The organism is Sphingomonas sp. BL-S-29, from assembly GCF_055521495.1.
Map to the genome: position 1 here is coordinate 3288964 of NZ_CM145482.1, position 13230 is coordinate 3302193.

Below are 13230 nucleotides of genomic sequence, written 5' to 3' on the forward strand. Positions count from 1 at the left end.
GTCAGGGGCGACTGCGTATTGACCTTGGCCCGGCGCACCCGCGTCTGTTAGTCGCACGGGCGACATCGCCATCCAGGAGACATTATGCGCGATCCGGTAGGCAAGCTGCTGCTGTTCGGCGCGACGGGAGACCTCGCGCAACGCATGTTGCTGCCGTCGCTGTACGGGCTGCATGCCGATGGGCTGCTGCCCGAAGGCCTGACGATCACCGGCACGGCCCGGTCGGAGCATGACGATGCGAGCTATCGCAAATTCGCCAAGCACGCGCTCGACGAATTCCTGCCCGAGGACCGCAAGGACGAGAAGGCCATCAAGACCTTCCTCGAACGCATTGGCTATCAGGCGCTCGATGCGACCGACCTCGCGCACTATAATCTGCTGGCGAAGAAAGTCGGCGATGTCGCGGGCGGCCTCGCCATCTTCCTGTCGACGGCGCCTTCGCTGTTCGAACCGGTGATCCGCGGGCTCGAAGCGGCCGGGCTCGCCGGAGACACCGTCCGCATCGGCCTGGAAAAGCCGCTGGGCTATGATCTGGCGTCGAGCCGAGAGATCAACGACACGGTCGCGAGCGCCTTTCCGGAGAACCGCACCTTCCGGATCGACCATTATCTCGGCAAGGAGACGGTCCAGAACATCCTGGCGCTGCGTTTCGGCAACAGCTTCTTCGAGCCGGTATGGAATGCCCAGGGGATCGACAACGTCCAGATCACGATCTCGGAAACGGTCGGGCTGGAGGATCGCGCCGGCTATTACGACACCGCCGGCGCGCTGCGCGACATGGTCGCCAACCATATGCTTCAGCTGCTCGCGCTGATCGCGATGGAGCCCCCTGCCCGCTTCGACGGCACCGCGATCCGCGACGAGAAGGCGAAGGTGTTCCGGTCGCTGCGCAAGATGAAGCCGGAGGATGTGCCCCACGTCACCGTCACCGGCCAGTACACCAAGGGCGCGGTCAACGGCGAGATCGTGAAGGGCTATATCGAGGAACTGGGCAAGCCCTCGACCACCGAGACCTTCGTCGCGATCAAGGCGCATGTCGACAATTGGCGCTGGCAGGGCGTGCCCTTCTATCTCCGCACCGGCAAGCGCATGCCGAACCGCCATTCGGAGATCGCGATCCAGTTCAAGGCAGTGCCGCATTCGATGTTCGCCAGCCGCGGCGGCCTGCTCCAGCCCAACATGCTGATCATCCGGCTTCAGCCCGAGGAATATGTCCAGCTGCTGGTGATGGCGAAGGAGCCGGGCCTCGACCGCGAGGGCATCCGCCTGCGCGAGGTGCCGCTGAACCTCAGCCTCGACGCCGAATTCGCCGGCACCCGCCGCCGCATCGCCTATGAAAGGCTGCTACTCGACCTGATCGAGGGCGATCCGACCCTGTTCGTCCGCCGCGACGAGGTGGAGGCGCAATGGGAGTGGATCGACGCGATCCGCGCCGGCTGGGTGGCGAACGACGTGAAGCCGAAAGGCTATGGCGCCGGCACCTGGGGCCCTTCGGCGGCGATCGCGCTGACCGAACGCGACGGGGTGACGTGGCAGGACGATTGAGCGACCGGATATGGGCCGAATAATCCCCTATCCGTTCGTGCTGAGTAGGGGCTGAGCTTGTCGAAGACCCGTATCGAAGCATAAGCGCTTGGGGCGCTGTCCTTCGATACGCTATTTCGACAAGCTCAATGGCTACTCAGGACGAACGGGATATTGAATCAAGGACGAGACATGAGCGAAGAAATCGAATGGTGGGATTATGACGACGCGGCCGAGATGGCCGCTGCCGTCGCGGGCGATATCGGCTTCGTGATCGAAAGCGCGATCGACGCGCGCGGCGGGTGCGTCATCGCGCTCGCCGGCGGCAAGACCCCGCTGCCGATCTACGAGAAGCTCGCCGCGACCAAGCTCGACTGGAAGCGCGTGACGATCATCCCGACCGACGAACGTATCGTGCCGCTGGGCGATCCGTTGTCCAACATCACCGCGATCGGCAAGACCTTCCTGCCCAAGGGCGCCCGGGTCATCCCGATCGTCAGCGAAGCCGCGAAGGATTATCGCGCCGCCGGCAAGGCCGCCGATGCCAGGCTCGCCGACCATCACTGGCCGCTCGATCTCTGCCTGCTCGGCGTGGGCGAGGACGGCCACACCGCCTCGATCTTTCCCGGCCCGGATTTCGAGGAAGCGATCAACGGCCCGCGCGAGCGCCGCGCGCTCGGCGTGATGCCCGATCCGATGCCCGCCGACGCCCCCGTCGCGCGCATCACGCTCAGCCGCGCCGCGATCGTCTCGGCCAAGGCGCTGATGATCGCCGTCACCGGCGACAAGAAGCGCAAGGTGATCGAGCAGGCGATCAAGCAGGGCCCCTCGTCCAGCTACCCGATCGGCCGCGTGCTCGCTGACGCCGAGCTGCCGGTCGACATCCATTGGAGCCCTGCATGACCCTTCATGCCGATGTGAGCGCGGTTACCGACCGGATCATCGCCCGGTCGAAGCCGACCCGCGACGCCTATCTGGCGCTGATCCGGCGCGAACGCGACAACCATATCCACCGCCCCGCGCTCGGCTGCGCCAACCTCGCGCACGGCTATGCCGGCACCGAGGAGGACCGCGACACGATGAAGGCCGGCGGCGGCATGAACATCGGCATCGTCACCGCTTACAATGACATGCTCTCGGCGCACGCGACCTATTATCGCTATCCGGAGCAGATGAAGGTCTGGGCACGCGAGGCCGGCGCCACGGCGCAGGTCGCAGGCGGCGTGCCCGCGATGTGCGACGGCGTGACCCAGGGCTATCCGGGCATGGAGCTGTCGCTGTTCAGCCGCGACACCATCGCATTGTCGACCGCGGTGGCGCTCAGCCACGGCATGTTCGAGGGCGCGGCGCTGCTCGGCATCTGCGACAAGATCGTGCCCGGCCTGTTGATGGGCGCGCTGCGCTTCGGGCATCTGCCGATGATCCTGATCCCCGGCGGCCCGATGCGCTCCGGCCTCGCCAACAAGGCGAAGGCCGCGGTGCGCGAGCAGTTCGCCGAGGGCAAGGCGACGCGCGAGGATCTGCTCGAGGCGGAGATCTCCGCCTATCACTCGAAGGGCACCTGCACCTTCTACGGCACGGCCAATTCGAACCAGATGATGATGGAGGTAATGGGCCTCCACATGCCCGGCGCCGCCTTCGCCAACCCGGGCACCAAGCTGCGCCAGGAACTGACCCGCGCCGCCGTCCATCGGCTCGCCGGGATTGGCTGGAGCGGCGGCGATTATCGCCCGCTCGGCGAATGCGTCGATGAAAAGGCCATCGTCAATGCAGCCGTCGGGCTGCTCGCGACCGGCGGATCGACCAATCACCTGATCCACCTCCCCGCCATCGCGGCGGCGGCGGGCATCGTGATCGACTGGGAGGATTTCGACCGCCTCTCCCGCGCGGTGCCGCTGATCGCCCGCGTCTATCCCAATGGCTCGGCCGATGTGAACGGCTTCGAGGATGCGGGCGGCATGCCCTATGTCATCCGCGAGCTGCTTGACGGGGGAATGCTTCACCGGGACTTGATGACCGTCGCCGGGGATGACATGACAACGTACGCCAAACGCCCGGCCATCGAGGATGAGGCGCTGGTTTGGGGGGACGCCGGTGCCAGTGGTGACGAAACGATTCTCCGCCCGGTCACTGCGCCGTTCGCGCCCGAGGGCGGCTTTCGTATCCTCACCGGCAATCTCGGCCGGGCCTGTATCAAGGTGAGCGCCGTCGACCGCGATCGCTGGACGATAGAGGCGCCGTGCCGCGTCTTTGCCGACCAGTCCGAGGTCCAGACTGCGTTCAAGGCGGGCGAGCTCGACCGCGATGTCGTCGTGGTGGTACGCTTCCAGGGCCCGCGCGCGAACGGCATGCCCGAGCTGCACAAGCTTACCCCGCCGCTCGGCGTGCTTCAGAATCGCGGCTTCCGCGTCGCGCTCGTTACCGACGGGCGCATGTCCGGGGCGAGCGGCAAGGTGCCGTGCGCGATCCATTGCTCGCCCGAGGCGCTCGGCCAGGGCCCGCTCGCGAAGCTGCGCGACGGCGACGTCATCCGCATGTCGGCCGACACCGGCGAACTCGCCGCGCTGGTCGATCCGGCGGAATGGGCCGCACGGTCCTTTGTCGAGGCGCCACCGGCGGCCGAGGGCATGGGCCGCGAATTGTTCGGCCTGTTCCGCGGCCGGGCGAACGAAGCCGAAAAGGGCGCATCGGCCATATTGGCCGCAATGGGATGGTAAGCATGGAAGTTGTGGCGGTGGATATCGGCGGAACGCATGTGCGCTTCGCCATCGCCGAGGTTGCGGACGGTCGCGTCGTCGCCCTTGGCGAACCCGAGACGCTCAAGACCGCCGAATATGCCAGTCTGCAGACCGCGTGGCAGGCGTTCGGCGCTTCGCTCGACCGGCCCCTGCCCCGATCCGCCGCAATCGCGGTCGCGTCGCCGATCGGCGGCGAGATCATCAAGCTGACCAACAATCCCTGGATCATTCGGCCGGCGCTGGTGCAGGAGCGGCTCGAGGTCGACACTTTCTCCCTGATCAACGATTTCGGCGCGATCGGCCATGCGGTGGCGCAGGTCGGCCCGGACTATTTCCAGCATCTCTGCGGGCCCGACACGGCGCTGCCCGATCACGGCTCGATCACCGTCTGCGGGCCGGGCACCGGCCTGGGCGTCGCGCAGGTCCTGCGGGTGCGAGACGGCTATCATGTGATCGAGACCGAGGGCGGGCATATGGACTTCGCGCCGCTCGACAATCTGGAAGACGCCCTGCTGAAGCGCCTGCGCAAGGCCTATAATCGCGTGTCGGTCGAACGGATCGTCGCCGGCCCCGGCATCGTCGCGATCTATGAAACGCTGGGCGAGATCGAAGGCCGCGCGCTGCAGCGGCTCGACGACAAGCAGATCTGGAGCCTCGCGCTCGACGATGGCGACAGTCTTGCCCTCGCCGCGCTCGATCGCTTCTGCCTCAGCCTGGGCGCGGTCGCCGGCGATCTGGCGCTGGCGCACGGCCCGAAGGGTGTGGTGATCGCGGGCGGGCTCGGGCTCAGGCTCAAGGATCGGCTGCTTCAATCGGGCTTCGAGCAACGATTCACCGCAAAGGGCCGTTTCCAGTCGCTGATGAAGTCGATACCGGTAAAGCTCATCACCCATCCCCAGCCCGGCCTGTTCGGCGCCGCGGCCGCCTTTGCCCAGGAGCATGCCCGATGAGCGGTATCGAGACGATCATGCGGACGAGCCCCGTCATCCCGGTGCTCGTGATCGAGGACGCCGCCACGGCGCGCCCGCTCGCCGAGGCGCTGGTCGCCGGCGGCCTCAAGGTGCTTGAGGTGACGATGCGCACCGCCGCCGCGATCGACGCGATTCGCGAGATGAAGCAGGTGCCGGGCGCGATCGTCGGCGCCGGCACGGTGGTCACGACCGAGCAGTTCGAGCAGGTGATGGACGCGGGCGCCGAGTTCATCGTCTCGCCCGGCCTGACCGAGCGGCTCGCCCAGCCGATCATCGCCAGCGGCGTGCCCTATCTGCCGGGCATCGCGACCGCGGGCGACATCATGCGCGGGCTCGATCTGGGGCTGGAGCATTTCAAATTCTTCCCGGCCGAAACCTCGGGCGGGATCAAGGCGCTCAAGGCCCTCGCCGCGCCCTTCTACCAGTGCACATTCTGCCCCACCGGCGGCATTACCGAGGCGAGCGCACCCGACTGGCTCGCGTTCGGCCCCGTGCTGTGCGTCGGCGGCAGCTGGGTGACCGGCGGCACCATGGCCGAGGTCGAAGCCAAGGCACGCGCCGCAGCGGCGCTGGCGCGATAGGAGCGCCTATATCCCTGTTCCGGTTGTCGCGTTCCCTGTTCTTCCCTGTTCCGCGTATTATTTTTGTTTTTCGTCGTTTTTGCCCGCGATTCAGCTCGAAAATAGGGATTTTATCTTTATATAACAATATCTTATTGGTATTTTCCCTGTTATCGCGGAACAGGGAGAGAGCGCGCCGGGAACAGGGGTGACGAGGTCGTTGCCGAAACTGAGAAAGAGCCGATCCGGATCGTACGCGCACGCACTGGACCGCTCAGCACGGTAGCAGGGCTTTTCTATGATTGAATCGACGACAGCGCAGCGCGCCGGCGCCGGCATCACATCTCGCCGCGCGCGCGCCTGATCGCATACCATTTCTGGACGTTCGCATTGTGCTGCTGGAGCGTATCGGCGAACACATGGCCGCCCGTCCCGTCGGCCACGAAATAGAGCGCGTTGGACTGTTCCGGATCAAGCACCGCGTCGATCGACGCGCGGCCGGGATTGCAGATCGGGCCCGCGGGAAGGCCCGCCATCGCATAGGTGTTGTAGCCGTTATTGGCCTGAAGCTCCGAGCGGAGGATTCGCCGGCCGAGCGGCCGCCCCTTCGTGACCGGATAGATCACGGTCGGGTCCGCCTGGAGCGGCATGCCGCGCTTCAGCCGGTTGGAATAGACCGCAGCGACCAGGCGCCGCTCGCTGGGTTTGCCGGTTTCCTTCTCGACGATCGAGGCGAGGATCAGCGCCTGCCGCGGCGTGCTCACCGCGATACCCGGCTTGCGTTTCTCCCAGGCGCCAGCGAGGTAGCGAGTCATCGCCGTCTGCATGCGGCCGAGCATGAAGGCCTTGGTGTAGCCGCGCTCGAAGCTGTAGCTGTCCGGCAGCACGCTGCCTTCCTCCGGCACGGCGACCACACCCTGCAGCCCGGACGTCTTGTCCAGCGCGTCCTTGACCATCACTGACGGCCATCCCTCCGGCACCGTCACGAAGCGCTGCAGCGTCTTCCCGCCCTGGAGCACCTTCAGGATGTCCGACTGGCTGAGACGCGGCGGAAGGCGATATTCGCCTGCCTTGATCGGATCGTCCGAGCCGAGGAAGCGCGCGAACAGGCGGAATTGCCGGGCGGACCGAATCGCCCCCGCCTTTTCCAGCTGAGTCGAAGCGGTCGCCAGGCTGGTGCCGGATGCGATCTGCACCGTGGTGGTCCGCGCCAGCGGCCCCGGCCCGGCCCATCGCTGCAGCCCGATGAACCCCGCGATGACCGCCGCGAGGACGATCAGCAGGCCGAGACAGCCGAGCCTGCGCACGACTCCCTAGACGGCCCGCATGACGAGGCTGGCATTGGTGCCGCCAAAGCCGAAGCTGTTGTTGAGCACTGCCTTGATCGACCGTTTCTTGGCGACATGCGGCACCAGGTCGACGCCGGCGCAATTCTCGCTGGGATTGTCGAGATTGAGCGTCGGCGGCGCGATCTGATCGCGCAGCGCGAGGATGCAGAAGATGCTCTCCACCGCGCCGGCACCGCCGAGCAGATGCCCGATCGCCGACTTGGTCGAGCTCATCGACAAGGTGCCGATATTGTTGCCGAACAAGCGGCGCACCGCGTTCAGCTCCAGCTCGTCGCCGAGCGGCGTCGAGGTGCCGTGCGCGTTGATGTAATCGATGTCCGACAGCGCGAGACCCGATTTGCGCATCGCCATTTCCATCGAGCGGAACGCGCCCGACCCTTCCGGATGCGGCGCGGTGACGTGATAGGCGTCGCCCGACAGGCCATAGCCGATCACCTCGGCATAGATTTTCGCGCCGCGCGCCTTGGCCCGCTCATATTCCTCGAGCACGACCACGCCGGCGCCTTCGCCCATCACGAAGCCGTCGCGATCGACGTCATAGGGGCGGCTGCCCTTCTCAGGCGAGTCGTTGAAGTTGGTCGACAGCGCGCGCGCCTGGGCGAAGCCCGCGATGCCGAGCGGGCAGATCGCGCCCTCGGCGCCGCCCGCGAGCATTACGTCCGCATCGTCCATCGCGATCATCCGTGCGGCGTCGCCGATCGAATGCGCACCGGTCGAGCAGGCGGTGACGACGGCGTGATTGGGGCCCATCAGGCCATATTTGATCTGCACCTGACCCGTGATCAGGTTGATCAGGCGGCCGTGCACGAAATGCGGCGACACGCGGCGCGGGCCCTTTTCATGGAGCACGATCGATTCGCTGGCGATGCCCGGCAGGCCGCCGATTCCAGCACCGATCGAGCAGCCCGCGCGGAAGCGCTCTTCCTCGGTCATGTCGGTCAGGCCGGCGTCCTCGAGCGCCTGGCCGGCCGCATCGATGCCGTAGATGATGAAGGGATCGACCTGGCGCTGCACCTTGTGATCGACACGCTTGCCGGGGTCGAAGCCATATTCATGCTCCGGCGGCTTCACTTCGCAGGCGATGCGGCAGGCATAGTCGGTCGCGTCGAAACGCGTGATCGTGCCCGCGCCCGATTTGGAGGCGATGATGTTCGCCCATGCGGTTTCCACATCGGCACCCAGCGGTGTCACGAGCCCGAGCCCGGTTACGACAACACGGCGCATGGCCATCTCCGTTCTTCATTCGTCAAATTGGGTTCGTCAAATAGGAACGGCCCCCCGCCCCTGTTGGTTGCCCTGGGACGGGGAGCCGTTCATGCATTCCTGCCCGAAAAGGGCCAGGCGGGGCGCCGGAGCGCCTTCCGCCAGATCAGTCCCATCAGATCAATCTTTGTGCTCGTCGATGAAGGTGATCGCGTCCTTGACGGTCGTGATCTTCTCCGCGGCGTCATCGGGAATTTCGACTTCGAATTCTTCCTCGAAAGCCATCACCAGCTCAACGATATCGAGGCTGTCCGCGCCCAGATCGTCGATGAAGCTGGCGTCTTCGGTGACCTTGTCGGCTTCGACGCCGAGATGCTCGACGACGATCTTCTTAACCCGGTCTGCGGTCTCGCTCATTGTTATCGTCCCTCTATCGCTGGGGGTTTCATTTCCTGAACGCACGTAGAACGCGCTTGGTGCCCTTGCAAGGGGGAGCAGCCCCGGGAAAGAGCACCGACCGCGATCAGATCATCGCCATGCCGCCATTTACGTGCAGTGTCTGACCGGTAACATAGCCGGCCTCGCGGCTGGCGAGATAGACCACCGCCGCGCCGATATCCGCGCCTTCGCCCATATGGCCGGCCGGGATTCGGCCGTTCAACGCATCCTTCTGCGCATCCGGGAGGATGTCGGTCATGGCCGTGCGGATAAAACCCGGCGCCACGCAATTGACCGTGATGCCGCGGCTGGCGAGTTCCTGCGCCAGGGCCTTGGACATGCCGACCAGCCCCGCCTTCGACGCGGCATAATTGGCCTGGCCGGGGTTGCCGGTCGTGCCGACCACCGAGGTGACCGAGATGATCCGGCCGAACCGCGCCTTCATCATCGGCCGCGCGGCGGCGCGCGCGATGCGGAACGCGGCCTCCAGGTTGACGCGGATCACCTGATCCCATTCGTCGTCCTTCATGCGCATGACGAGATTGTCGCGGGTGACGCCGGCATTGTTGACGACGATATCGAGCTTGCCCAGCGCCTCGACCGCGCTGGGCACCAGCGCATCGACCGCGGCGCCGTCGGAAAGGTCGCATGGCAGCGCGACATGGTCGCCGCCGAGGCTGTCTCTGAACGATTCGAGCTTCGCCGCATTGGACCCGGAGACCGCGAGCCGCGCCCCCTGCCCCGCCAGCGCCTGCGCGATCGCCGAGCCGATCCCTCCGGAAGCGCCAGTCACCAGCGCGGTCATGCCAGTCAGGTCGAACATGTTACTCTCCATTTATTTGATTCACGCGAAGCCGCGAAGACGCAAAGTCCGTGTGGCTGTTGACGATACGCTGCAATCCTTCCTTCAGCGTGGCACCGCCAAAATTCATGAGCAGCCCCAGTGGCTGATCGGTGAGCCTGAGATAGGTCAGCAATTGCTTGGCATGAACGGCATTCAGCCGCTCGACCGATTTGATCTCCACCAAAAGGCTGCCGTTCACGAGCAGGTCGATCCTGAACGCCGCCTCGAACCGCAGATCGTCATACTGAATATCGATCGCTTGCTGGCGGCGGATGTCATAGCCAAGCTTTGCCAGCTTGGCAGCGAGGATCGCCTCGTAAACACTTTCGAGGAGTCCGGGTCCGAGGCGGCGATGCAACTGAAGTGCCTGATCGACGACATCCGCAGCGATTGTCTCCAGATCCATCCGCCCCTCCATTTTAGAAGAAATGATTCACGCGAAGACGCGAAGGCGCGAAGAGATTTGGTGCGGAGGACGGCCTCCAAAAAATCTTCGCGCCTTCGCGTCTTCGCGTGAAAATTCTTCTGCTATTCGCAAATTCAGGAAGAATTACAGCGTCTTCGCCAGCGCTTCGATATCGTCCATCGAGATCACGCTCGAGGCATCCACATCGGCCGCGATGCGCTTGACCATCGGCGCCAGGACTTTGCCGCCGAATTCGATGAAACGCTCCACGCCCGTATCGGCCATCGCCAGCACCGATTCCCGCCAGCGCACCATGCCCGTGACCTGCTCGACCAGCAGCCGGCGGATCGAGTCGACATCGCCGACCGCCGTCGCGGTGACGTTGGCGAAGACCGGCACCAGCGGCGAATCGATCCGCGCCTCGGCCAACGCCTTTTCCATCGCATCGGCGGCGGGCTGCATCAACGGGCAGTGGAACGGCGCCGACACCGGCAGCACTATCGCGCGCTTGGCGCCATATTCCTTCGCGATCGCGACGGCCCGCTCGATCGCGCCGCGATGGCCCGAAATCACCACCTGCGACGGATCATTGTCGTTCGCGACGGTGCACACCTCGCCCTCGGCCGCGGCATTGGCGATGATCCGCGCCTTTTCGAGATCGGCACCGAGCAATGCCGCCATCGCACCCACACCGACCGGCACCGCCGCCTGCATCGCCAGCCCACGATGCTTGAGCAGCAGCGCGGTTGTCGGCAGGTCGATCGCCCCTGCCGCGCACAAAGCGCTATATTCGCCGAGCGAATGGCCCGCGACATAATCGGCCTTGTCGGCCAGGCGGATGCCGCCTTCCTTTTCCAGCACGCGCAACGTGGCGATGGCATTGGCCATGATCGCCGGCTGGGCATTCTCGGTAAGCTGCAGCTCATCCTCCGGGCCTTCGCTCATCAGCTTGAAGAGATGCTGGCCCAGCGCCTCGTCGACTTCCTCGAACACCGCGCGGGCGACGGCGCTGGCTTCGGCAAGGACGCGGCCCATGCCGACCGCCTGGCTGCCCTGCCCGGGAAAGATGAATGCACGCATGGCCGGCTCCTGTGAGATCAGGCGGGTGGGACTAGAAAGCTGAACGGACTTAGGCAAGCCGCGACACTTCGCGACCATTTCGGCCGCTTTCCGGCACGGGCCTGCGACAACCGACTCCTAGATAGGTGTTCGACGCCAAGCGAGGCGCCTGACAACACCGAGGAGTGAGTATCATGAAGAAGTTCATCCTGAGCGCGATCGCCGTCTCGATGGTCGCAAGCCCGCTGGCCGCCACCGCGGCGTCGGCCGGCCAGTATCAGCCCCAGCGCCAGACCGAGCAGCGCCACGAGACGATAGTCCGTCATCAACCGGGCAGGACCGTGGTCGTCCAGCGCGACGTCCGCGATAACCGGTCCGACTATCGCAACGGCCACCAGAACAGCTATCGCAGCAACTGGCGCAAGGGTGAGCGCTTCGACTATCGCCAGGCACGCAATTACCGCGTGATCAACGATTATCGCGGCCGTCACCTGAAGGCCCCGCCCCGCGGCTACCGCTATGTCCAGTCGGGCAATGACGCGCTGCTGGTCGGCATCTCGAGCGGCGTGATCGCGGCCATCCTGGCCGGCGCGCTTCGCTAACACCCAAAGACCGGGCGGAAGGCTTGCCTTTCGCCCGGTTTCCGCTATGGAGCCGCCATCGGGGTGGGAAGCGCACGCTTTCCGCCCCGGTTGCTTTGAGACGACAGCCGGAGGGGCGCTACGCATGGGGCGTACGTCAGCGATCGGCCAAGAGAAGGTAAGAACCATGGCTCTATACGAGCATGTGTTCCTTGCGCGCCAGGATCTGGCACAGGCGCAGGTGGACACGCTGGCGGAGAACGCCACCAAGATCATCGAGGACAACAAGGGCAAGGTCGTGAAGACCGAGTCCTGGGGCCTGCGCAGCCTCGCGTACAAGATCGCGAAGAACCGCAAGGCGCATTACGTGATGCTCGAAATCGACGCGCCGGCCGGCGTGGTCGCCGAGCTGGAGCGCCAGACCCAGATCAACGAAGACATCATCCGCTATATGACAGTCAAGGTCGACGCTCTCGAAGAGGGTCCGACCGTGATGATGCGCAAGAGCGATCGTGACCGTGAGCGTCGTGGTGACCGCGAGGGCCGCGGCGACCGTCCGGACCGTGGTGACCGGCCCGAGCGTCCGCGTCGCGACTTCGACGGCGAATAAGGAGCATATAGACAATGGCACGCCCATTTTTCCGCCGCCGCAAGAGCTGCCCGTTCTCCGCCAAGGATGCCCCCCGGATCGACTATAAGGACGTCCGGTTGCTGCAGGGCTTCGTGTCCGAGCGTGGCAAGATCGTCCCGAGCCGCATCACCTCGGTGAGCGGCAAGAAGCAGCGCGAGCTCGCCCAGGCGATCAAGCGCGCCCGTCATCTGGGCCTGCTGCCCTACATCGTTAAGTAAGGAGCCGGACTCATGGATGTGATCCTGCTGGAACGAGTTGAGAAGCTCGGCAACATCGGCGACGTGGTGAAGGTGAAGGACGGTTTCGCCCGTAACTTCCTGCTGCCGAACAAGAAGGCGCTTCGCTCGAACGAAGCCAACCGCAAGGTCTTCGAGAAGAACCGCGAGAAGATCGTGGCCGACAACGCCGCACGTCGCGGCGAAGCCGAGACCGAAGCGAAGACGATCGACGGCATCACGCTGACGCTGATCCGCCAGTCGTCCAACACCGGCCAGCTTTATGGCTCGGTCGCGGTGCGCGATCTGCTCGAACTGCTCGAGAGCGAAGGCCATAAGGTGCCGAAGTCGGCGATCGTGCTGAACAAGCCGATCAAGGCCATCGGCGTCTATGACGTCAAGGTCTCGCTGCACGCCGAAGTCGCCGTGACCATCAAGGTCAATGTCGCACGCTCGCCTGAAGAGGCCGAGATGCAGGCGAAGGGTGTCGACGTGATGACCGCGATGTTCGAAAAGGACGAAGCCGGCTTTGTCGAGGATTACGATCCGAACGCAGAGCCGGGCGCGACCGCCGAGGTCCAGTCCGAGCCGGCAGCCGAAGCGGAAGAGTCGGCCCAGGGCTGAACACCTGCCAAGGTTAGCATAGAAAAAGGGCCGTCCGGAGAAATCCGGGCGGCCCTTTTGCGTTGTCCCGCCCTGAAGCGGGGTATC

The 13230-nt window shown here is 65.1% G+C and carries 15 protein-coding genes; 9 read left to right on the forward strand and 6 right to left on the reverse strand.

What is annotated here, in order from left to right:
* The first annotated feature begins 84 nt into the window (after window positions 1-84).
* The 5 genes from zwf (at window position 85) to eda (ending at window position 5814) form a co-directional block, all read left to right on the forward strand.
* The gene (gene zwf, locus ACZ1I2_RS15620) at window positions 85-1545 is read left to right on the forward strand and encodes a glucose-6-phosphate dehydrogenase (RefSeq protein WP_465176633.1); all 1461 of its coding nucleotides are present in this window, start codon (window positions 85-87) and stop codon (window positions 1543-1545) included.
* A gap of 171 nt (window positions 1546-1716) precedes the next feature.
* On the forward strand, window positions 1717-2427 hold the full coding sequence (pgl, locus tag ACZ1I2_RS15625; protein WP_465173225.1) for a 6-phosphogluconolactonase: 711 nt from the start codon (window positions 1717-1719) through the stop codon (window positions 2425-2427).
* A complete protein-coding gene (edd, locus tag ACZ1I2_RS15630) occupies window positions 2424-4241 on the forward strand; it encodes a phosphogluconate dehydratase (protein ID WP_465176632.1) in 1818 nt (605 codons plus the stop codon). Before pgl ends, edd begins: the two co-directional genes overlap by 4 nt.
* A gap of 2 nt (window positions 4242-4243) precedes the next feature.
* The gene (glk, locus tag ACZ1I2_RS15635) at window positions 4244-5212 is read left to right on the forward strand and encodes a glucokinase (RefSeq protein WP_465177131.1); all 969 of its coding nucleotides are present in this window, start codon (window positions 4244-4246) and stop codon (window positions 5210-5212) included.
* Window positions 5209-5814: a bifunctional 4-hydroxy-2-oxoglutarate aldolase/2-dehydro-3-deoxy-phosphogluconate aldolase gene (gene eda, locus ACZ1I2_RS15640; RefSeq protein WP_465173222.1), complete on the forward strand. Its 606-nt coding sequence runs from the start codon at window positions 5209-5211 to the stop codon at window positions 5812-5814. Before glk ends, eda begins: the two co-directional genes overlap by 4 nt.
* Window positions 5815-6131: 317 nt before the next feature.
* Here the strand turns inward: eda and mltG are convergent, their stop codons facing one another.
* The 6 genes from mltG to fabD all read right to left on the reverse strand — a co-directional run bounded on the left by mltG (window position 6132) and on the right by fabD (window position 11113).
* On the reverse strand, window positions 6132-7100 hold the full coding sequence (gene mltG / locus ACZ1I2_RS15645) for an endolytic transglycosylase MltG (RefSeq protein ID WP_465173221.1): 969 nt from the start codon (window positions 7098-7100) through the stop codon (window positions 6132-6134).
* A 6-nt stretch (window positions 7101-7106) separates the two neighbouring features.
* The gene (gene fabF / locus ACZ1I2_RS15650) at window positions 7107-8366 is read right to left on the reverse strand and encodes a beta-ketoacyl-ACP synthase II (RefSeq protein WP_465173220.1); all 1260 of its coding nucleotides are present in this window, start codon (window positions 8364-8366) and stop codon (window positions 7107-7109) included.
* Window positions 8367-8525: 159 nt separating this feature from the next.
* Window positions 8526-8762: an acyl carrier protein gene (locus ACZ1I2_RS15655; protein ID WP_272627031.1), complete on the reverse strand. Its 237-nt coding sequence runs from the start codon at window positions 8760-8762 to the stop codon at window positions 8526-8528.
* Between the two features lie 106 nt (window positions 8763-8868).
* On the reverse strand, window positions 8869-9606 hold the full coding sequence (gene fabG, locus ACZ1I2_RS15660) for a 3-oxoacyl-[acyl-carrier-protein] reductase (RefSeq protein ID WP_465173219.1): 738 nt from the start codon (window positions 9604-9606) through the stop codon (window positions 8869-8871).
* Window position 9607: 1 nt separating this feature from the next.
* Window positions 9608-10033 carry a GxxExxY protein gene (locus ACZ1I2_RS15665; protein WP_465176631.1) on the reverse strand — a complete coding sequence of 142 codons (426 nt, stop codon included), beginning with the start codon at window positions 10031-10033 and terminating at the stop codon, window positions 9608-9610.
* A gap of 144 nt (window positions 10034-10177) precedes the next feature.
* Entirely contained in the window at window positions 10178-11113 is a 936-nt protein-coding gene (gene fabD, locus ACZ1I2_RS15670; RefSeq protein ID WP_465176630.1) for an ACP S-malonyltransferase, read from the reverse strand.
* Between the two features lie 173 nt (window positions 11114-11286).
* On the opposite strand from fabD, the gene ACZ1I2_RS15675 reads away from it, so the two are divergent.
* From ACZ1I2_RS15675 to rplI, 4 genes are all read left to right on the forward strand, one after another.
* Window positions 11287-11694 carry an RcnB family protein gene (locus ACZ1I2_RS15675; protein ID WP_465173217.1) on the forward strand — a complete coding sequence of 136 codons (408 nt, stop codon included), beginning with the start codon at window positions 11287-11289 and terminating at the stop codon, window positions 11692-11694.
* A gap of 166 nt (window positions 11695-11860) precedes the next feature.
* Window positions 11861-12283, forward strand: a complete 423-nt coding sequence (rpsF, locus tag ACZ1I2_RS15680) for a 30S ribosomal protein S6 (RefSeq protein WP_465173926.1) — start codon at window positions 11861-11863, stop codon at window positions 12281-12283.
* A 14-nt stretch (window positions 12284-12297) separates the two neighbouring features.
* The gene (gene rpsR, locus ACZ1I2_RS15685; RefSeq protein WP_034158365.1) at window positions 12298-12522 is read left to right on the forward strand and encodes a 30S ribosomal protein S18; all 225 of its coding nucleotides are present in this window, start codon (window positions 12298-12300) and stop codon (window positions 12520-12522) included.
* Between the two features lie 12 nt (window positions 12523-12534).
* Window positions 12535-13143: a 50S ribosomal protein L9 gene (gene rplI, locus ACZ1I2_RS15690; protein WP_465173216.1), complete on the forward strand. Its 609-nt coding sequence runs from the start codon at window positions 12535-12537 to the stop codon at window positions 13141-13143.
* The last annotated feature ends 87 nt before the right edge of the window (window positions 13144-13230 follow it).

Coding starts and splice junctions, on each gene's coding strand:
- zwf (WP_465176633.1), top strand. CDS start 85: ATGCGCGATCCGGTAGGCAAGCTGCTGCTGTTCGGCGCGACGGGAGAC.
- pgl (WP_465173225.1), top strand. CDS start 1,717: ATGAGCGAAGAAATCGAATGGTGGGATTATGACGACGCGGCCGAGATG.
- edd (WP_465176632.1), top strand. CDS start 2,424: ATGACCCTTCATGCCGATGTGAGCGCGGTTACCGACCGGATCATCGCC.
- glk (WP_465177131.1), top strand. CDS start 4,244: ATGGAAGTTGTGGCGGTGGATATCGGCGGAACGCATGTGCGCTTCGCC.
- eda (WP_465173222.1), top strand. CDS start 5,209: ATGAGCGGTATCGAGACGATCATGCGGACGAGCCCCGTCATCCCGGTG.
- fabF (WP_465173220.1), bottom strand. CDS start 8,366: ATGCGCCGTGTTGTCGTAACCGGGCTCGGGCTCGTGACACCGCTGGGT.
- ACZ1I2_RS15655 (WP_272627031.1), bottom strand. CDS start 8,762: ATGAGCGAGACCGCAGACCGGGTTAAGAAGATCGTCGTCGAGCATCTC.
- fabG (WP_465173219.1), bottom strand. CDS start 9,606: ATGTTCGACCTGACTGGCATGACCGCGCTGGTGACTGGCGCTTCCGGA.
- ACZ1I2_RS15665 (WP_465176631.1), bottom strand. CDS start 10,033: ATGGATCTGGAGACAATCGCTGCGGATGTCGTCGATCAGGCACTTCAG.
- fabD (WP_465176630.1), bottom strand. CDS start 11,113: ATGCGTGCATTCATCTTTCCCGGGCAGGGCAGCCAGGCGGTCGGCATG.
- ACZ1I2_RS15675 (WP_465173217.1), top strand. CDS start 11,287: ATGAAGAAGTTCATCCTGAGCGCGATCGCCGTCTCGATGGTCGCAAGC.
- rpsF (WP_465173926.1), top strand. CDS start 11,861: ATGGCTCTATACGAGCATGTGTTCCTTGCGCGCCAGGATCTGGCACAG.
- rpsR (WP_034158365.1), top strand. CDS start 12,298: ATGGCACGCCCATTTTTCCGCCGCCGCAAGAGCTGCCCGTTCTCCGCC.
- rplI (WP_465173216.1), top strand. CDS start 12,535: ATGGATGTGATCCTGCTGGAACGAGTTGAGAAGCTCGGCAACATCGGC.